Raw genomic sequence first — 18,552 nt, forward strand, 5'->3', positions numbered from 1 at the left:
CGGGTCAGGCGGCCAGCTGTCTGCGGAGCACCGTCTGCAGGCCGACCAGGTTGGGGTTGGCCGAGTTGCGGTCCAGCCACGTCATGGTGACCGCCGTGCGCAACCGGGCGTCCTCCACCTCGATCACCGCGACCTCGCGCCGGTCCGCCTGGGCCCGCACCGCGACATGCGGCAGCAGGGCACAGCCCATTCCCGCGGCCACGCACGCGCCGAGCGTGCCGATGCTGGACACCTCCGCGACCGGCTCCTTGGCGGCGGCACCGGAGAAGGCGCCGTCGTACATCTCGCGGAAGCCGCAGCCCCGCTCGGTGGCCAGAAACGGTTCCTTGACAAGCTCGGCGAGCGGTGCCCGGCCGCGTTCGGCCAGCGGATGGTCCGGCGGGGCGATCACCACCAGCGGTTCCTCGGCCAGCGTCTCGGCCAGCAGCCCCGTCTCCGGCGGCGGAGCGCCGAAGGTCAGGCAGACGTCCAGGTCTCCGCGGCGCACCGCCTTGTACAGCTCCCCCCGGTTGCCCTGGGTGACACGGACCCGCGCCTCGGGATACAGCGAGCGGTAGCGCGCGAGCACCGCGGGCAGCAGATGCAGGCCCACCGTCTCCAGCGCGCCCACCGCCACCTCGGCGTCGGGCCGGGACACCGCCCAGCGTGCCTCTTCCAGCAGCTTGAGGATCCGCCCGGTGTACTCCGACAGGGCCACACCCTGCGGGGTCAGCCGCACCCGCCGCTGGGACCGGTCGAGCAGGTCCACCCCCAGCTCGCGCTCCAGGGCCTGGATCTGGTCGCTGACGCTGGACTGCGCGTAGTGCAGTTCCCTGGCCGCCTGGGTGACGCTGAGCGTCCGGGCGACCGTCTCGAACGTCCGAAGATGCCGTAGCTCCACGTCCTGGCTCCCCCTTGCTCGACCCATCGGCTGAGCCGATGTTACCCATAGGGCATTCCCGTCGTCACCAGCGGCAATTCGCCTTTCCGGTCCGCTTGAATGGTTTGTGCCGCCCCCCGCAACTTCCTCTTCTATGGCGGTAATTCACGCAATCGAACGAAGGAGAATTACATGTCGACGCAGGCGGAACCGCAGCGGGCTTCCGTCGCACCGGCACGAACCGACAAGCCCTCGCGGACCCTGCTGGTCGGGCTCTCGCTCGGCTACTTCATGGTCCTGCTGGACATGACGATCGTCTCGGTGGCACTGCCCGCCATCTCCACCAGCCTCCACGTCGGGCTGAGCGGTCTGCAGTGGGTCACCAACGGCTACACCATCACCTTCGCCGCCCTGCTGCTGACGGCCGGCTGGCTGTCCGACCGGCTCGGCGGGCGCCGGGTCTTCCTCTGGGGCCTGGCCGCCTTCGGGATCCTCTCCGGCGTCTCCGCCGCCGCGAACACCCTCGGCGCCCTGGTCGCCCTGCGCCTGGCGCTCGGCGTGGCGGGTGCGCTGCTGCTGCCCGCCTCCCTGGCGGTGATCACCAACGCCTACAGCAACCCCGCCGACCGCGCCCGTGCCGTCGGCAACTGGGCCGCCATCACCGGGCTCGCCCTGGCCGCCGGCCCCCTGGTCGGCGGCGCGCTCACCGACACCGTCGGCTGGCGCGCGATCTTCCTCATCAACGTGCCGCTGGCGCTGGTCAGTTTCCTGATCACCATGCGTCTGGCCCCGGAGACGGCCATCAAGCAGCGCAGCGGCCTCGACGTCACCGGCCAGGTCAGCGCGGTCGTCGCCCTGGGCGCCCTGTCGTACGCGCTGATCGAGGGCCCGGCCAAGGGCTGGGGGGCCACGGCGGTCGTCGCCACCATCGTGCTGGCCGCCGTGGCCGCCGCGGTGTTCGTCGCCGCCGAGTCGCGGGCCGGGGACGCGGCGATGCTGCCGCTGCGCATGTTCCGCAGCCGCGGTTTCTCCGCCGCGCTCACCTCGGGCCTGCTCGCCAACTTCGGCCTGTCCGGGCTGCTGTTCGTGCTGTCGCTGTTCTTCCAGGAGAGCCGCGGCTACTCCTCCTTCAGCGCCGGCCTGGCCTTCCTGCCGCTGACCCTGCCCACCGCCTTCAACCCGATCTACACCGGCCGTCTCGTCGGCCGCATCGGCCCGCGCCGCCCCGCCACCATCGGGTTCGTCCTGATGGGCGTCGGCGCGCTGCTCCAGGCGCCGTTCACCGGCGACTCCGCCCTGGCCCTGACCGCCACCGTGATCGGCCTGCTCGCCTTCGGCTTCGGCGTCTCCTTCGCCCTGCCCGCGCTGGTGGCCGGCATGGCGAGCTCCGTACCGCCCGAGCTGGCCGGCATCGGGGCCGGCGCGCTCAACTCCGCCCGCCAGGTCGGCGCCTCCCTCGGTGTCGCCGTCCTCGGTGTGGTGCTCAACCTGTCCGCGACCAACGCCGGCGGCACCCGGTGGGCGCTCGTCGTCGGCGGACTGACCCTGCTGCTCGGAGCCCTGATCACCGTGTCGGGTCTGCGGGGGCGTACCGCGAGCTGAACCGACCCCGGCCCCACGTGCAGCGCCCCTGCCCCAACCACTGGAGGAGCATTGGCAACCGCATCACCGTCCGCCCGTCCCCCGGCCGGTCCGCCGGACCTGCGCGTGGACGGGGTCGACCACCTCGCCTTCGTCACCTGGAAACCCCGCGCCACCGTCGAGTTCTACACCCAGGCCCTCGGCATGCCGCTGGTGCACGCCATCACCGCCACCGGCTGGGTCACGGAGGACTACCCGGACTTCGTGCACTTCTTCTTCGACATGGGCGCGGGCAACCGCATCGCCTTCTTCTACTACTTCGGCCTGCCCGAGGAGGATGCCCCGAGCGACCTGATGCACCGCTCGCGGCACCTGGCCTTCCACGTCGACACCGAGGAGGAGCTCCTCGGCTGGCGCGAGCGGCTGAAGGGCCACGGCATCCGGGTCACCCGGCCGCTCGCCCACGAACTGATCGAGTCCGTCTACTTCGACGACCCCAACGGCATCCAGCTGGAGATCACCCGCCCGCTGCGGCCCATGTCCGGGATCGACGCCCGGGACGCCGAACTGACGGTCCGGGCGCTCGCCGACGTCGCCGAGTCGCCGCGGCCGACGGTGGAGGCGCTGTGGCGGCGCAAGGCGGAACTGATCCGCAAGGCGGAACCGATCCGCACGGACACGGAAGGAGCCGGTCTGTGAGCCTCGCCCTGTACGTGCTCGACGTACCCGAGTTCCAGCCCGTGGCCCGCGCCGCCGAGGACGCCGGCCTGACCGCCCGGCGGGCCGGCGACTACCTCGAACTGAGCACCGACGCCGACGAGGCCGTGCTGCGCCGCGACGAGTCGGCGATCCGCACCGCGGTGTGGCACGCCGCCCTCACCGGCGGCCTGGACGGCCGTATCGTCCGCTTCACCTCCGACACCCTCCACCTCGCCAAGGAGACGGCGTGAGCACGAGCACCGGACCCACCCCCCGTCACCCGGTCCTCGTCGTGGGCGCCGGACCGGCCGGCCTCAGCGCGGCCCTGGCCCTGCGCGCCGCCGGGCTGCCCGCGGTGGTCCTGGAACGCCGTACGGAGAGCACCGTACGGCCCGGCAGCCGGGCCGCCTATCTGCACGGCGCCTCGCTGCGCGAGCTGGAGCGGCTGAGCCCCGGTCTCGGCCACGAGATAGCGGGCCGCGGGGTGATGTGGGCGACGAAACGGTCGTACTGGGCCGGCAAGGAGGTGTACACCCGCACCTACCCGCCGAGCACCCGCGAGGGCCTGCCGCACTTCACCAGCCTGCCGCAGGTGATCACCGAGGACCTGATGGCGGCGGCCTGCCGCAAGCAGGGTGTGGAGTTCCACTGGGGGGTGGAGATCGCCTCCGCGCTGAGCACCCCCGAGGGCGTGCTGCTCAAGGACGCCACCGGCCGCGAGTGGCAGGCCGACTACGTGGTCGCGGCCGACGGCTCCCGCTCCGCGCTGCGCGCCGCGATCGACAGTCCCCTTCAGGGCCCGCGGTCCCGGAACACCTTCGTGGTCGTCGACCTCGACGACGACCCGGAGCACAACCCGCTGCCGATGGAGCGCGTCTTCCACTACCGCCATCCGAACGTCGGCGGCCGCAACGTGCTGACCGTGCCGTTCGCGGGCGGCTGGCGGGTCGACCTCAACCTGCTGGTGAACGACGACCCCGAGCGGTTCGTCTCCCCGGAGGGCCTGCGCCGCTGGATCCCGCGGATCCTGCCCGAGGCGTACGGCGACCGGGTCCGCTGGGTGTCGACGTACCGCTTCGCGCAGCAGGTCGCGGAGCGGTTCACCGACACCCACCGCCGGATCCTGCTGACCGGCGAGGCGGCCCATCTGTTCGCGCCGTTCGGCGCGCGCGGCATGAACTCCAGTGTCCCGGACGCCATCCGGGCGGTGGAGGCGATCACCCAGGCCCTGGACGACGGCCGCGACCCGGCCGCCGCCGGTGCGGCGATCGCGCGGTTCGCCCAGGACCGCAAGGAAGCGGCCACCTACAACCGCGCCTGCGCCAGCGCCGCGCTCGAACACATGCTGGCCCACCGTCCCTCCCTCTGGCTGCGCCAGCGCGCCGCCGCGGCGGTGGCCGCGGCCGGCCGCAGGGCGGGCGAGTGGCTGGACTCCGCGCCGTACGGCCCGAAGCTGACGGCACGGGGAGCCGGCCGCGGCTCGTACTGAGCGGCCACCCCCGACACCTCCGACGGCGGCCGTGCCCGGCCGGCTATTCCCCCGGGCCGGCACCACGGCACGGCCCGCCGTCGGAGGTTCACCCCGCCCGCCCGGACACCACCACCCTGCTCCATCCGGCACCGGCCCCACCGGACCCCCGCCGATCCCCCCTCGGGGAAACGTATCTGCGGTGGGTCAGGGTGGGGCCAGTGGTGTGCCGGCCAGGATCATCCGGGCCACGGCCCGGACGGCGTCCACGACGGTGTCGCGGACGGCCGGGGAAAAGGCCAGGTAGACGGGGAGGGGCGACGGGGCGGGGCCGAGGACGCCGGGCGGGGCCGGGCGGACTCCGGGATGCTTCTGGTGGGAGTTCTCGCACAGGGCCGTGCAGGCGAGACCGGCCTGGACGGACGCCCGTACGGTGTGCGGGTCGGTGCACCAGGGGACGGAGTACCAGGCGACACCGTTGCGGTCGAGCGTCTCGGCGATGTGCTGGCTCAGCGCCGAACTGCCGCCGAGCAGGGCGACGGGCACCCCGCGTCCGGGCGTGGGCGGCGGCGTGCCGAACCAGCCGAGCCGCAGCCGCCCCAGCATCTCCGAGCGGGCCGTCTTGATGCCGAGCAGCAGCGCCGCGTCGATGTCGCCCGCGGCGACCCGGTCGGCCAGCGGGGCGCTGAGGTCGGTGGCCACCGCGCACCGCACGTGCGGCATCTCCGCGTCCAGCTGGGAGAACATCAGGCCCAGCCCGTCCGCGAAGTGGATCGAGCAGCCCATGCTCAGCGTCGCCTGGCTGCACAGGGCCGACACCCGGTTGAGCACGTCGTTGTTGAGCCTGATCACATGCCGGGCGTGGGCCACCAGTTCCCGGCCGGCCGGGGTCAGCCGCAGCGGACGCTTGGTGCGGTGGAACACCGGTGTCCGCACGATCGATTCCAGCCGCTGCACCTGCTGGCTGACGGTCGGCTGGGTGACGTGGAGGGACTGGGCGGCACGGGCGAACCCGCCCTCGTCGACCACGGCCAGCAGGGTACGCAGAAGCTTCACTTCGATGTCGCGCTGCAAGGCTGCCCCACCCGTTCCGTCGAGACCGACCACGGGGGCCGTCACACCGACGGCCGAAGCCGGCCGGGTGGAAGCACGTACCCGGACATGCGTGAACGACAGAACACAGGACCCCCCCCGAACACCCGCGCTCTCGAACCGGATACGGCTCATTCTTACCCCACTGGCAGGATCCAGCCAACGAGGGGAAAAGGAAAGGAAAGTTAAACGAAATTGTGTGCACCACCCCGCTCGGACGTGGTCCGGGTCACCGGGTCCGCGCCCGTCGGGCGGCGGGGTGGGCACGGGTCAGCTCCGGGCGAAGAACTCCACCTCCGCCAGCGCCAGATGGCGGCCCGGGGACAGCCCGGCCGGGGAGTTCAGGACCAGGCGTACCGCCGTGACGTCGCTGTATCCGGTGGGGATCGTCTGGGGGCCCGGCTTGTCGGCGAGAGTGACCTGCTTGCGGTGCCGCTCGCCGTCCCGCGTGGTGACCTCCAGGTCCATCCGCAGCGCGCGTGCCTCGTCGGCGTAGGCCTCCGGGGACTTGGACGCGCCGTTGGTGATGATCACGTCGACCAGCCGGAACGGCTCGCGGAAGGTGTAGGTCACCGACGCGCCCGGCGCGGGCACACCCCAGTAGTGGTTGCTCACCCCGTCCGTGGTGTTCCTCGCCGGGTGCCCGGGTACCTCGGCGCTCGCCTCGATGCCCACCGGGGTCACGGGCTTGGGCTTGCCCAGCTTGTCCCGGGTGTCCTCGAACAGGGCACGTCCGGCCGGCAGCAGGAAGAGGCCGGCCGCGCACAGCGCCACCAGCACCGCCAGGATCACCAGGAACCGCACCCCGCGGCCCGAGCCGGCCCGCACCCGGCGGCGCAGCGGCCACACGGTCCGCCACCACGGCAGCGGGTCCGGCTTCGCCGCCGGGTTCAGCTCGGCCGCGCAGCGCCGGCAGAAACGGCGGCCCGGCGGGTTGGGCGTGCCGCAGGCCGGGCAGGGCCTGCCCGCCACCTCGTCCGGCGCCTCCACGGGGCGTACGACGGGACGCGGGGCCACCGGCTTCGCCGGCTGCACGGGAAGCACGGCGTCCGGTGCCGGTGCCCCGGGGGTGGGGGCGGACGGGGAGCGGGGGCCCGGTGCGTCCTGGGCCGACGGGGCGCGGGGGGTGATGGGGGGCGTGATGGGCGGCTGGGGGCGCTGTGGTGCCGTCGGCGGCTCCGGCTGCCGGGGCCGGGCCGGGGGTGCGGTGGGCGTGGCCGGGGTGGTGCGGTCGGGGTGGCGCGCGTCGTCGGACGACGCGGGCGCCGGACGGGTGCCGGCCGTCGGGGGTTGGGATTCGGTGGACGAACCGCCTGTGGCCGTACGGGGTTCGGCGGGCGCGTCAGCGGCACCGCCCGTGGTGGCCCGGCGTTCGGCGGGCACGCCGACGGAACCGCCCGTGGCCGTGCGGGAGTCGGAGGACGCGCCGGCGGTACCGCCCGTGGTCGTGCGGGAGTCGGCAGACGCGCCGACCGAATCCCCGGTGGCCGTACGGGAATCGGCGGACGCACCAGCCGAACCCCCCGTGGTGGCGCCGGGGCCGGTGGCCGCAGTCGCCGAACCGCCCCGGGTGGCCGGTGGTTCGGCAGGTGCGGTCGTGGAGTCGGGGCCGGTCGTGGTGGCCTCGGGGGCCGTCTCGGCCGGCGGTGTGGTCGTGGGGCCGGGGCGGGTGGGTGTGTCGGTGGGGGGCTCGTTCCCGGGGCGGGGGCCTTCGGCCGGCCCGGGTTCCTCCTCCCTTGCCCCGCCGCGGGTCCGTGCCGTCAGCCGGGAGCGCAGCGACGAGGCGCGGGGCGACGGAGCCGGGGCGGGGTCCGGTGCGGGAGCGGGGTCCGTTGCGGCCGGGGGCTCCGGGGGTGTGTGCGGGTCCGGACCGGGGTCCGGGGCAGGGGGCTGAGGAGGTGTGCGCGTCGCCGGGCTCGTGTCCGACCAGCCCAGATACGCGCCGCAGTTGCCGCAGAAGTCGTCCGTGGGACCGTTCGACGCCCCGCACGAGGGACACGCGCGCATGGCGTCACCTCCCTTCGTCGGTGGGCGGGCCGGGCAGGATCTCCACCCGGCAGTCGGTGTGCACCGGGCACATCACCCGGACGATGTCGCGGACCCGGGCCGGGTCCGGTCCCGGGCCGCCGGCGGGCCCCGCTCCCGGCCACACCCGCACCACCGGCCCCGTCGGGGACTGAGGCGGAAGGTCCGTGCCCGGCGTCGCCGACCAGGTCGCGGCGCCCGCCCCGGTCACCTCCGCGTGGACGCCGAGGGCGAGTCGCAGCGCCTCGGTCAGGCCCCGGGCGGTGCCGCGCCAGCGGTGCAGTTCCACGGCGCGGGTGACGGCCTCGCGGCGCTGCCCCTCGGGCCACGCGGGGTCGTCGGTGGCGCCCACCCAGGAAGCCAGCCAGGTCAGGAAGTCGGCCGGGGCCAGCCGGGGGTCGAGGTAGGCGGGGAGGGTGTCCAGGGTCAGGAAGACGGGGGCCAGGACGGTGTCCAGGCCGGCGGTGAACCGCTGGGCGAAGTCGTCGTCGGCGTACAGGGCCGGCAGTTGTTCGCCGATCGGGTGACGGCTGGGCAGGCCGGGGACGGCGGCGCGGCTCAAAGTCGTCCCTCCGGATCCACGGCCGTGACGACCACCTGGTGCTGGTAGGAGAAGACCAGTGCCCCCTGGGCCAGGTCGATGCGGTCCGTCGGGGCGCCGCGCCGGCCGGTGATCGGGTCGGCGGGGAAGAGGCGGATCTCCTCCACGAGCGCGTTGCCGGCGGCGCGTTGGAGCACGCCGAACAGCTCGCCGTACTGCACCGGCCGCCCGAACGGCCAGCCGGTGCCGTCGAGGCCGCCGTGCAGCGGGTTCAGGTGCCGGTACAGCGCGGCGAGCGCCGCGTCGCGCACCCGGTCGGTGTCGCCCGGGGCCGCGGCGAGCCGGGTCACCACGGTGACGCCCTGGTAGACCGGCGGCTCCACCACCAGGCGGGTGCCGATCAGGCGCCGCTCGTCCAGGGACGCGGTGATCGCCTGGAGCACCTGGTCGGAGGGGATCAGCTGCTCGAAGCGGAGCCGGTCGTCGCCCTCGTCGGCCACCGCGTCCGGCACCACCAGGACCCGTACCGCGCCCGCGCCCTCGGCGGCGGGCAGGCAGCGCACCCGGCGCACCGAGGGCGCGGCCTGGCGGCTGATGATCTCGTAGTCCTCGGCGGTCACCGCGCGCTCCTGCATGCGCAGCGCCTGCGGGGCGCGCAGCTTGGCGTTCTCCACGCTCTCCCCGGCGACCCCGCCGCGCGCCGCCTCCCGGTTGGTGATCCGGGCGACGTACGGCACGGAGCTGCGCAGCACGGAGATCGCGCCGCGGGCGACGTTGCCGGCCGGGCCGCCGCCGGTGCGGTAGCGGGCCACCCGGATCCGGGCGCCCTTGGGCGGCACGGCGCCGCACTGGCGCAGCGTGCCGTCGGGCTCGCGCAGGGCGGGCGGGAACTCGAACTCGCCGGTGGTGGCGTCGACGCGGACGTGCCGGTCGGCGGGCCCGGAGCGGCCGAAGTGCTCGACCACGTCCCAGCGCTGCCAGCCCTCGGCCGTGGACACCTCCACGACCGGGGGTTCGCGGTCGAGCAGGACCGGCGGGCGGCCCAGCCGGAACGTCTGCCCGGGCACTCCCTCGGAGGTGCCGAGCGGTACGTCGGTGACGGTCTCGGCGTGCTCCACGGTCATGGTGCCGCCCACGGTGAACACCGCGGCCTCGCGCACGGTCGGGGACTCCGAGTAGAACGGCTGGCCCGGCTCCGGCTCGGTGACCCGGCAGCGCAGCCAGCCGGCCCGGGTGCCGCCGATCACCGAGGCGGTGTGCCCGGCCGGGACGTACACGACGACCTCGCCGGGCCGGTTGAGTCCGCCGGTGGTGTCCGGGCCGGTCTCGCACACCCGCCAGCCGCCGCCGTCCCACGCCTCCCACACCAGCGGGGGCTGGCGCGGGTCGACGCCGACGCCCTCCACCCGGCTGTCCAGGCGTACGGCGACGATGCACCGGGGCACGGCCGTCGGCAGGCCGAACAGCAGGGCGTCGCCCGGCTCCGGCGCGGCCTGGAAGCAGGGGATGTCGCGGCCTTCGGAGAGCGTCCCGGTGCGGTCGGTCTGCTCGCCGGTGCGGTGCGCGGTCACCAGGCGGGTCAGCTCGCTGGGCAGGATGTCCAGGTGGTCGATGGTGGTGAAGACCACGGACTCGTCGCTCTCGCCGCGCGCGGTGGTCACCTCGGTGCCGGTGGGCAGCTCGACCGTGTCGGGCTGCGGTGCCGACAGCCAGAAGTCGACCTCGGCCACGGCGGCGGCCGGCGGGAACAGCCGGATGCCGAGCAGGTCGAGGAAGGCGGTGTAGTTCTTGTCCGGGACCCGGTTCAGCCGGTACAGCAGCTGGTCCACGAGGTAGGCGAACGTCTCGATCAGGGTGACGCCCGGATCGGAGACGTTGTGGTCGGTCCACTCCGGCGCGCGCTGCTGCACGTACCGCTTGGCCTCGTCGACGAGTTGCTGGAACCGCCGGTCGTCCAGGTTCGGGGAGGGCAGTGCCATCAGTCCGTGCCCCTGTCCTCGGCCCCCTCCTCGGAGGGGATGGTGTAGAAGGGAAAGACCAGGTTGCGCCGGTCGTTGGTGGAGCGCACGGTGTAGTGCACGTCGATGTAGAGGGTGCCGTCCTCGACCGCGTCGAAGGCGACGACCACGTCGTCCACCGAGATGCGCGGCTCCCAGCGTTCCAGGGCCTCGCGCACCTGCTGGGCGATGCGTCCGGCGGTGGCGCCGTCGCCGGGGGCGAAGACGTAGTCGTGGATGCCGCAGCCGAACTCGGGGCGCATGGGGCGCTCGCCGGGCGCGGTGCCGAGCACCAGGCGGATCGCCTCCTCGATCTCCCGCTCCCGTTCGACCAGGGCGATGCCGCCGGTCGGGCCGACCCGCAGCGGGAACGCCCAGCCGCGGCCGATGAACCGCTCGCTCATCACAGGCCCCCGATCAGGACGTTGGGGGCGCCGGTGAGGACCGTGGCGCCGCACGCGGTCTTGTCGCGCGCCCGCGCGGCCGGCAGCCCGCCGATCAGCACGGTGGCCGCGACCGGGTTGGGCAGGATCACGTTGGCCGGGCCCGTGAGCGCGTGCGGCGGTATCGGGCAGGTGTGCAGGCTGCCGACGACGGCGGCGGGCCGGCCGCCGATCAGCACGCGGGCCACGGCCGCGGCGGCGCCGGGCGGCGGGGTGGCGATCACACCGCCGTGACTGGTGGGGTCACCGGTACGGGCTGCGGCCGGCATGCGTTGCTCCTCGGGAAGTTCGGTTGACTGCGGGTGGTAACGGGTCAGTTGATGCGGATGAGCTTGGCCTTCAGGACGCCGAGCAGGCCGCCGTCGACGGTGACGTCCGTGCTGCCGGTGACGCTCACCGACCGGCCGCCGACCTTCACCCCGACCCGGCCCTGGATGTCCACGTTGCGGCCCGAGACGCTCACATCGCCCCGGCCCGCGTCCAGGGTGATGCCCTTGGCGTCGAGCACGACGGAGGTGAGGGGCTGCCGGCCCCTGGCGTACACCGTCAGTTCGATCCGGTCCCGCCGGTCGTCCAGGAACACCTCGAGCCGCTCGTCGGCGGTCCTCAGGCGCAGCCCGGACGGTCCCGGGGCCCTCGCGTCGAGCAGCTCCACCCGGTGCCCGGAGCGGGAGACGAGGGAGCGGCGGTTGACCTTGCCGGTGGTGCCGTCGATCAGCGGCACGTCGTGCGGGGAGGGCTTGTCGACGCCGTTGTACAACCCGCCGATGACGTACGGGCTGTCCAGCAGGCCCTGTTCGAAGCCGACCAGGACCTCGTCGTTGACCTCGGGGCTCACCACGCCTCCGCCGCCCTTGCCGCCCCACTGCACGGTGCGCACCCAGTCGGTGGTGTACGTGTCGTCCAGCCAGGGGAACCGCAGCTTCACCGCGCCGCTCTCGGCACCGCCCGGCTCCCGTACGTCCGTGACCACGCCGATCGCCAGCCCCGGCATGCGCGGGCCGCGGCTGGGCGCGTTGGCGCCGGTCACCAGGCCGGTCAGGGAGCGGTCGGGGCTGGCGCTCACCCACACCGTGGTCCGGTATCCGCCGTGCGGCTCCAGGACGTGCTGCACGGCGGTCGCCGTGTACTTGCCGGAGAACGCCGGGCCGACGTTGCCGAGTGCCACCGGCTTGCCCGCCCGCAGCCGCGGGTTGCCCTCGACCAGGGCCTCCAGGTCCGCGAAGCCGGCGCTCACCTGGCCGGCGACGGCGTCGGCGACGGCCGTGGTCTCGGCCTGGGTGCGGTACGGGGTGTCGGTGACGGTCAGCTTCGACGCGGTGCCGAACCGGGCGGCGAACGCCGGGCTGAGTCCCGGCACCGCCGTGTCGCTGTCCACCGACGGCTGCCGGGCCACCAGCGGGCGTTTCGTGGTGACGTCCCAGCCGCGCACCTCCACCTGCGAGGCGCCGTCCGCCGCCGACAGCGAGGCCCGCAGCGCCAGCAGGTTCCGCCCGTACTCCAGCACCATCGGGTCCCGGGTGGCCGGCGTCGACGGCGCGGGCGCCGCGGACGCCTTCTTCGGCTTGGTGAACTGGAGCAGGCCCTTGTCGTCCACGCGCACCTGCGCGCCGCTCTCGGCCGCCAGGTACTGCAGGAAGTCCCAGTCGGACACGTTCGCCTGGGACAGCTGCCGGTAGGTGACCGGCGCGGCCTCCACGGTGCCGCAGGCCAGCCCGGCCCCGGCGGCCACCTTGCGGACGATCGCCGCCGCCGTCATGTTGCGGTACGCCACCACCTTGCGGCCGCGCTGGAGGCGGTGCGCCTTGGAGTAGGCGCGCACCACCGTGAACGAGCCGGTACGGTCCCGGTCCACCTCCAGGGCGGTGACCTCGCCGTCGAACAGCCGCTCGCGGGCCTGCCCGTTCACCGTCACCACCGACACCCTCAGCGGGGTGCCGATGGTGATGCCGGCCGCCCGCAGGAACTCGTGGTCGGGGTCGCGGAAGGTGAGCTGCGCCGCGTCCGGCAGGCCCACGTTCTCGTCCACCACGCAGCTCACCAGCTGGGCGGCCCAGACCGGTGGCAGCTCGCCGGGCGTCTCGATGACGGGGTCCGCCGCGAACGACCGGCCGCCCCGCGCCTCGGGTGTGGTCACCGCTCCTCCTCGCCGCCGGCGTCCCGCAGCCCCGGCACCACCAGTTCGGTGCCGGGTACGAGCGCCATCGGGTCGTCGATTCCGTTCGCCTCCGCGATGACCCGCCAGGCCGTCGCGTCGCCGTACTCCCGCCAGGCCAGCATCGCCAGGCTGTCGCCCGCCACCACGGTGTGCGTACTGCGGGCGGTGCGCGCGCCGGAGGTCGGGTTCTGGCCCGCCGGGTCGACGCTCGCCTCCTCGATCGACAGCGCGCAGGTGGCCCGCAGCGGCCTGCCGTCCACGTCGAAGAGGGTGTACGTGACCGACAGGCTGGAGAGCACCCCGTCGAACGAGGTGGTCCGCGCGGTGCCCCACTCGAACCGCACCCAGGGGCTGGCCGGCTTCTTCCGGCCGAGGCTGGCCGGGGTCGGCACGCACCCCTTCATCAGCTTCTCCACCGCCTGCTCCACGGAGTTGTCGTGGGTGGCGGTGGCGTCCAGGAACACCTCCAGGCTCAGCTCGCGCGGGCCGCTGCCGACGAACTCGGGCAGCGCCGACTGCCCCGCCATCCGGGACGGGGTGCGCCGCCACTCGGTGGTCTTGCGCAGCTCCAGGGTGGAGGGGTTGAACTGGAGGTTGAGCCGCGCGATCGTGCCGCCGGGCTTCGCGCCGACCGAGGCGGGGGGCTCCATCAGGGTCAGCTGGGCCCTGGCCCGGCTGGAACGGACCGCTGGGGACATGCCGGGACTTCCTTTCCTACGGGCGACGGGCGGTTACGGCTACGAGGCGGGGCGGGGGCGGGGCGGGTCAGGACGGGCGCAGGCCCTCGTGGGCGATCTCCAGGGTCTCCACGGCCGGTTCGGAGCTGCTGGGATCGAAGGACGGTCCCTGCCAGCGCACCGGGACGATCCCGAAGACCTGCCAGCTGATGATCGGGGTCAGGTCCGGCCTCAGCGCCACGATCTCGCCGTCCTTGCGCTCCACCCGCTTCAGCGTCTCGTCCAGCCAGCGGCCGATCTTCACCGTGTCGGCGGTGACCGGCCGGGTGAGCGTGATGTTGGACCAGGTCACGCGGCCGGGCAGCTGCCAGGTGAAGCCGTTGTTGCCGCCCTCGGCATAGCTCTCGATCTCCACCTCGGCACCCATGCCGGAGCAGGTGTTGAAGGCGCCGAGGTCGTCGCCGCCGATCGCGAGCCGGAAGAACACGCTCGTCGCGAAGATGCTGTCCGTCATTCGTCCGTCATCCGTTCCGTGGCCTCGGGCAGGCCTTCTCCGTCTGCGTGGCGTCGTTCACCGGGTCGCCTCATCCGTTCCGCGGTCTCAGCGGCGTCCGTCGTGCGGACGGCCCGTGCGTTCCCGGCCGCGCCGCAGTTCGGCGCGGAGCAGCCGGGCCACCGGGTCGAGCAGCCGGCGCGCCAGGTCGTCCAGGTCGAGACCGGGATCGGGCGGGGTCTCGGGGGGCCGCCGGACCGCGCTCTTGCCGGAGGCGGACGACGAGCGCGAGGACGTACCGGACGACGTGCCGGAGGGGGAGCCGGACGACGTACCGGACACGGTGGCCGACCGGTGGCGGCCACGCGTCGACGCGGCCGGGGGTGCGGCGTCCCCGGTGCGCTGCACCACGGGCGCCTTGCCTCCGGCGGCACCGGTCCGCGCCGGGTTCTGCCACCGGACCACGGGGACGGGCGCCGCCGGTGCCGGCGCCGGCATCCCCGACGGGCGGTCCGCGAGCGGCGGCGCCTGCGGGGCGGTCACCGGGAGGGACCGGGCGGGTACGGGGGCGGAGGGAGCGGAGGTGCCGGGCCCGGGTGCCTCGGCGCGAGGCGGGGCGGGACGGACGACGGGGACGCGCTGGACCGTGGCCGTTGGCTGCCCGCCGGGGTGTACGGGATCGGGGGTTCGCCCGGCCGCCGGGCCGGAGGCACGGTGGACGGGGCCCACGGAAGCGGGGGCCGGCGCGGCCGCGGCCTGCGGGCCGGGGCGTGCGGCCGCGGCCCGCTGGACGCTCGGCACCGCCGGGGCGGGCCCGGACCGGCCGACGGATCCTTCGTGGTGCGCGCCGGCCGGGGTGCCGGGCCAGCGGGCCGGCACGACGGGACGGCCGGCGGGACGCGCCGGGGCGGGCGCCGCCGCCCCTGCCACCGGGCGGGTGTTCAGGGTGAGCGGCCGCGCGGCGAGCAGGGAGAGGGTACGGGGTGTCGCCGGGGCGGAACGGGCCACGGTGAGCGGGGGCTGCCCGGCCGGTCCGGTGCGCCGGACACCCGCGGCGCCCGGCGCACCGGGCGCGCCGTCGGCCACGGCACGGGCGACGACGACGGGCGTCCCGCCGGTGGGGCCGGGGTGCCGCCGGGCACCGGGGGCCGTACCGGGGCGCCGCGTGTCTCCCGCCCGGCCCGTGCCCGCCGCCGGGGACGGGCCCGGCGACGCCGTGGCCGGGGACCCGCTCACGGTGGTGGCCCGGGGCCCGCCCGTGTCGGCCGGGCTCTGCGACGCGGCGGTCCGCGACGGTGTCACCAGCGGCGTGGCGGGCCCGTCGCCGGGATGGCCGGCGGCCACCGGGGTGCTTCCGTCACCGGAGTCCGCCACCGGACCGGGCCGCACGGCACCCTTGCCCAGCAGCGGCGCGTCCGGGCCGCTGCCGGAACGCGGTGCGCCGGCCTGCGGGGTACGTCCCCCGGCGGAGCCCTCCGCCGGACGACGCTGTACGGCGCCCTTCTCCACCGGCGACGTGTCGGGGCCGCCGCCGGAGCGTGCGGGCCGGCCGGGCTCCGGGGCGCCCGTGTCCGCCACCGCGCTTCGCTGCACGGTGGGCTTCTCCACCAGCGGTGCGTCCAGGCCGCTCCCGGGACGGGTACCGGCCTCCGGGACACCGGCGCCAGGGTCCGCCGCCGCACTGCGCTGCACGACACCCTTGCCCAGCAGCGGCGCGTCCGGGGCGCTCCCGGGGTGGGGAGCGGCTTCCGGCGCACCTGTGCCGGCGGAGTCCGCCGCCGGGCGACGCTGTACGGCGCCGGGACCCGGCAGCGGTGCGCCCGTGCCGTTTCCTACGGCTGCGGACGGTGTCGCCTCGGCGGGGGTACGCCCTTGGTCCGATGGGGCCGTGGACGCGCTGTCCTGTCGTACCCGGGCACGCCGGCCACCCCGGCCGCCGGGCCCGGAAGCGCCCGGGACGTCGGCGCTGGGCGGCAGTTCGGGCAGCGGCGCGCCCAGGCCGCCGCGCGCGCGTGCCCCGCCACGGGCGGGGGCCCGGTCCGGGGTGCCGGCGGATGCGGCGGGGCCGCCCGGGGCGCGCCGGGCGGTTCCCTTCGCGCCGCCGTCGTACGAGCCCGGGGTGCCGGAGGCGCCCTCGGCCTGACGCTGGACGACCGGGAGCGCCGGACCGGGCGCCGGGCCGGTGCCGGACGTGGAGCGCTGAACGGGGCTCCCGTCCGTCAACGGGCGTGCGGTGGGCGGGAGTTCGGTGAGCGGGGCGCCGAGAGGCGCGCGAGTCGCCGTACCCGGCGCGGGATCGGCCGGGCGCACCCCCGCCCCGGCCTCGGCGGTCGTGGACGACCGGCCGCCGGGTGCGTCGGGAGCCTTGCCGGTGGCGGGGCGGGCCGGTGCCTGGGCGCCCTCGTCCGGAGCCGGAGCCGGAGCCGGGGCCGTGGGCGGCAGCGCGGGGACGCGGCGCAGGGGGCCGGCCGGGCGGCGGGCCACGGTGAGGGCCGGGCTGGTCGGGCGGGGCCGGACGGCCGGACGGGACACGCCGGCTCCGGAGGTGGGCGAAGCCTGCGGCCGCGCGCCCCCTCCGGACCCGGACCGCACCTGCGGCGCGGCCGCGCCGGCGACCGCTCCCGGAACCGCCGTCACCCGCCGTACCACCGGAATCTCCGGCAGGGCGGCCCGGCGGCCGGTGTCGGCCGGAGCCGCCACCGGACCGGTTCCGGGCGCGACGGCACGCTGGACGGCGGGGGAGGACGGGGACAGCACGGCGGGGGAATCCGCGGACGTGAGGGCACGGCTCGACCGGGCGACACCCGGGCGCCCCTCCCCCGCGACCCCGCCACGGGAAGCCCGGGAAGCCCGGGAAGCCCCCGCGCCCGGGGAAACCGAACCGGACGAAGCCGAACCGGACGAAGCCGAAGCGGGCGTGGCCGGACCGACCGGTTCCGGCCCGGCCGTCGCTTCCTGGTCCCCCTCCCGCCGCAGCGCCCGCAGCAGCAGCGGGCCCCCTTCGGCAGGGGCGGACCGAGGGGTGGCCGGGCGTCGGGTGACGCCGTGGACCAGGCCCGTCGGAGCCGTGGGCAGCAGGGCGTGGGCAAGACCGGAGTCGAACGACGGGTTCTGCCAGGCGGCGAGGCCGGACCGGAAAGCGAGACCGTCGCTGACGCCGAGCGGCGCGCGGGACACGGTCAGTTCCGGTGGCGCGGTACGGCGCCAGCCACCGTCCCAGTCGGCGGGCACGGAGGCGGCCGGGGCGTCCGGCGCGGCGGCGGCCGGAGCACCGGGCACGGCGGCGGCCGGGGCGCCCTCGCGCTCCCCGCGCCGCACGCCTCCCGTCCCGGCGGACCGGCGGCGCAGCCTGTCCCGCCATGCCATGTGCTCAACCGCCTTCGTTCACGCGGGTGTTGATACGGGCGATCTCGGCCACCCACTGCCGTCGTTCGTCATGGGTCAGGTCGAGGATCTCCTCGCGCGACCAGTGGAAGTGATAAGCGATGTACGCGATCTCCTCCCGGAGCCGGGGAAGGGCGTACGTCACGATTCCCCCAGGCGCCCACCCGAGAGGTCGACTTCGAAGCCGCCCTCGCAGTGCGGGCAGGTCACCGCCGCCCGGGTGTGCCCCTCGCTGTTCACACGGCGGTAGAAGTCCTGGAGGAAGGCGACGTCGGTGGCGTACATCCGTTCCACGATCCCGGCGTGCACATCGGTGATGGTGCCGATCCGGGTGATCACCTGGCTCAGCAGCACCACGCTCAGGTACGCCGGGTTCTCCTTGACCCGCAGATCGATCTGCGGCCGCAGTTCGTCCCGGGCCGTGGCCAGGCGCATCGCGCCCTCGCGGTGGACCGTGCCCGCCTCGTCGACGTAACCGCGCGGCAGCACGAAGTCGAACTCGGTGCGCAGCCCGTGCTGTTCCTCGCGGGGCGGCGGGGCCGGAGCCGGGGCGGCGGCGGGGGGCGCCGCCGCCTGCTCGGTCCCCTGGGCGGGCGTCGTCAGCTGGAGGATCTCCTCCAGGTTGCCCGCCGTCACGGTACGGCGCCTCATTCGACGATGATCTCCTCGAACACGATGGTGACGGACTCGGTGGCCGCGGCCGACTCGCCCGCCTTCAGGGACGGCCCCTCCCACTTGGAGGCCCAGCCCTGCATCAGCTGGATACGGCGGACCGTGTTGCCCTCGCTGTCCTTGATCTCGATGGTGAGGTTCTGCCGGGCGGTGTTGACGGCCCCGTTGTTCAGGGTCTCCTTGATCCAGTTGGTGAACTCGCTGCTCTGGTCGAGTCCCCGGGTGATCGTGATCTCGCCCGCCTGCCGGCCGCCGGGCTGCTTGCGGATGATCTGCTTGCCCTCAGCGGTGACCTGCTTGACCTCGACGACGTCCTCCTCGACGGTCAGTCCGCTGATCTCCTGGATCGATTCGACCAGGTAGCCACCGAGCTGCACGCCGAAGACGTGGGTGGAAAGAGCATCGCCCGTTGCCATGACTGTCTGTCACCTTCCGTTGCTGGACCCGCGGGTCACTGGTCTGG

Annotated in this window: 18 protein-coding genes; 4 read left to right on the forward strand and 14 right to left on the reverse strand. The window is 75.0% G+C overall.

Annotated features, from left to right (window positions below; translation table 11 throughout):
* Positions 1-4 precede the first annotated feature (4 nt).
* A complete protein-coding gene (locus tag ABD350_RS06600; RefSeq protein WP_344346809.1) occupies positions 5-880 on the reverse strand; it encodes a LysR family transcriptional regulator in 876 nt (291 codons plus the stop codon).
* Positions 881-1,051: 171 nt separating this feature from the next.
* On the opposite strand from ABD350_RS06600, the gene ABD350_RS06605 reads away from it, so the two are divergent.
* From ABD350_RS06605 to ABD350_RS06620, 4 genes are read left to right on the forward strand one after another with little or no spacing between them, the layout of a single operon-like run.
* A complete protein-coding gene (locus ABD350_RS06605; protein ID WP_344346810.1) occupies positions 1,052-2,461 on the forward strand; it encodes an MFS transporter in 1,410 nt (469 codons plus the stop codon).
* A 51-nt stretch (positions 2,462-2,512) separates the two neighbouring features.
* Positions 2,513-3,139, forward strand: a complete 627-nt coding sequence (locus ABD350_RS06610; protein WP_344346811.1) for a VOC family protein — start codon at positions 2,513-2,515, stop codon at positions 3,137-3,139.
* A complete protein-coding gene (locus ABD350_RS06615; protein WP_344346812.1) occupies positions 3,136-3,390 on the forward strand; it encodes a hypothetical protein in 255 nt (84 codons plus the stop codon). The genes ABD350_RS06610 and ABD350_RS06615 overlap by 4 nt, the downstream gene beginning before the upstream one ends.
* Positions 3,387-4,628, forward strand: a complete 1,242-nt coding sequence (locus ABD350_RS06620) for an FAD-dependent monooxygenase (protein ID WP_344346813.1) — start codon at positions 3,387-3,389, stop codon at positions 4,626-4,628. The genes ABD350_RS06615 and ABD350_RS06620 overlap by 4 nt, the downstream gene beginning before the upstream one ends.
* A gap of 186 nt (positions 4,629-4,814) precedes the next feature.
* Here the strand turns inward: ABD350_RS06620 and ABD350_RS06625 are convergent, their stop codons facing one another.
* The 13 genes from ABD350_RS06625 to ABD350_RS06685 all read right to left on the reverse strand — a co-directional run bounded on the left by ABD350_RS06625 (position 4,815) and on the right by ABD350_RS06685 (position 18,505).
* A complete protein-coding gene (locus ABD350_RS06625; RefSeq protein ID WP_344346814.1) occupies positions 4,815-5,663 on the reverse strand; it encodes a LysR family transcriptional regulator in 849 nt (282 codons plus the stop codon).
* 306 nt (positions 5,664-5,969) lie between these two features.
* On the reverse strand, positions 5,970-7,082 hold the full coding sequence (locus ABD350_RS06630) for an NADase-type glycan-binding domain-containing protein (protein WP_344346815.1): 1,113 nt from the start codon (positions 7,080-7,082) through the stop codon (positions 5,970-5,972).
* Positions 7,083-7,710: 628 nt separating this feature from the next.
* Positions 7,711-8,286 (reverse strand): phage tail protein, encoded by a 576-nt coding sequence (locus ABD350_RS06635; RefSeq protein WP_344346816.1) that lies wholly within the window; start codon positions 8,284-8,286, stop codon positions 7,711-7,713.
* A complete protein-coding gene (locus ABD350_RS06640; protein ID WP_344346817.1) occupies positions 8,283-10,244 on the reverse strand; it encodes a putative baseplate assembly protein in 1,962 nt (653 codons plus the stop codon). Before ABD350_RS06640 ends, ABD350_RS06635 begins: the two co-directional genes overlap by 4 nt.
* Complete coding sequence (locus ABD350_RS06645; protein ID WP_030780526.1) at positions 10,244-10,666, reverse strand: GPW/gp25 family protein; 423 nt, start codon at positions 10,664-10,666, stop codon at positions 10,244-10,246. The genes ABD350_RS06640 and ABD350_RS06645 overlap by 1 nt, the downstream gene beginning before the upstream one ends.
* Positions 10,666-10,974, reverse strand: a complete 309-nt coding sequence (locus ABD350_RS06650) for a PAAR domain-containing protein (RefSeq protein WP_344346818.1) — start codon at positions 10,972-10,974, stop codon at positions 10,666-10,668. Before ABD350_RS06650 ends, ABD350_RS06645 begins: the two co-directional genes overlap by 1 nt.
* A 44-nt stretch (positions 10,975-11,018) precedes the next feature.
* Positions 11,019-12,842, reverse strand: a complete 1,824-nt coding sequence (locus ABD350_RS06655) for a VgrG-related protein (RefSeq protein WP_344346820.1) — start codon at positions 12,840-12,842, stop codon at positions 11,019-11,021.
* On the reverse strand, positions 12,839-13,561 hold the full coding sequence (locus ABD350_RS06660; protein ID WP_344346821.1) for a CIS tube protein: 723 nt from the start codon (positions 13,559-13,561) through the stop codon (positions 12,839-12,841). Before ABD350_RS06660 ends, ABD350_RS06655 begins: the two co-directional genes overlap by 4 nt.
* Before the next feature lie 67 nt (positions 13,562-13,628).
* Positions 13,629-14,054 (reverse strand): phage tail protein, encoded by a 426-nt coding sequence (locus tag ABD350_RS06665; protein WP_344346822.1) that lies wholly within the window; start codon positions 14,052-14,054, stop codon positions 13,629-13,631.
* 87 nt (positions 14,055-14,141) lie between these two features.
* Positions 14,142-17,399, reverse strand: coding sequence for a hypothetical protein (locus tag ABD350_RS06670; protein ID WP_344346824.1), 3,258 nt, complete (start codon positions 17,397-17,399; stop codon positions 14,142-14,144).
* 4 nt (positions 17,400-17,403) lie between these two features.
* Entirely contained in the window at positions 17,404-17,562 is a 159-nt protein-coding gene (locus ABD350_RS06675; protein WP_344346825.1) for a DUF6760 family protein, read from the reverse strand.
* Positions 17,559-18,068: a hypothetical protein gene (locus tag ABD350_RS06680; protein WP_344346826.1), complete on the reverse strand. Its 510-nt coding sequence runs from the start codon at positions 18,066-18,068 to the stop codon at positions 17,559-17,561. Before ABD350_RS06680 ends, ABD350_RS06675 begins: the two co-directional genes overlap by 4 nt.
* A complete protein-coding gene (locus tag ABD350_RS06685) occupies positions 18,065-18,505 on the reverse strand; it encodes a phage tail protein (RefSeq protein ID WP_030609652.1) in 441 nt (146 codons plus the stop codon). The genes ABD350_RS06680 and ABD350_RS06685 overlap by 4 nt, the downstream gene beginning before the upstream one ends.
* Positions 18,506-18,552 lie beyond the last annotated feature (47 nt).

The organism is Streptomyces nogalater, assembly GCF_039532885.1.
Taxonomy (GTDB): Bacteria; Actinomycetota; Actinomycetes; order Streptomycetales; family Streptomycetaceae; genus Streptomyces; species Streptomyces nogalater.

Excerpts from the sequence above, each read along its gene's own strand:
- ABD350_RS06660 (WP_344346821.1), bottom strand. The coding sequence starts at position 13,561 with ATGTCCCCAGCGGTCCGTTCCAGCCGGGCCAGGGCCCAGCTGACCCTG.
- ABD350_RS06645 (WP_030780526.1), bottom strand. The coding sequence starts at position 10,666 with ATGAGCGAGCGGTTCATCGGCCGCGGCTGGGCGTTCCCGCTGCGGGTC.
- ABD350_RS06670 (WP_344346824.1), bottom strand. The coding sequence starts at position 17,399 with ATGGCATGGCGGGACAGGCTGCGCCGCCGGTCCGCCGGGACGGGAGGC.
- ABD350_RS06685 (WP_030609652.1), bottom strand. The coding sequence starts at position 18,505 with ATGGCAACGGGCGATGCTCTTTCCACCCACGTCTTCGGCGTGCAGCTC.
- ABD350_RS06665 (WP_344346822.1), bottom strand. The coding sequence starts at position 14,054 with ATGACGGACAGCATCTTCGCGACGAGCGTGTTCTTCCGGCTCGCGATC.
- ABD350_RS06650 (WP_344346818.1), bottom strand. The coding sequence starts at position 10,974 with ATGCCGGCCGCAGCCCGTACCGGTGACCCCACCAGTCACGGCGGTGTG.
- ABD350_RS06640 (WP_344346817.1), bottom strand. The coding sequence starts at position 10,244 with ATGGCACTGCCCTCCCCGAACCTGGACGACCGGCGGTTCCAGCAACTC.
- ABD350_RS06605 (WP_344346810.1), top strand. The coding sequence starts at position 1,052 with ATGTCGACGCAGGCGGAACCGCAGCGGGCTTCCGTCGCACCGGCACGA.
- ABD350_RS06680 (WP_344346826.1), bottom strand. The coding sequence starts at position 18,068 with ATGAGGCGCCGTACCGTGACGGCGGGCAACCTGGAGGAGATCCTCCAG.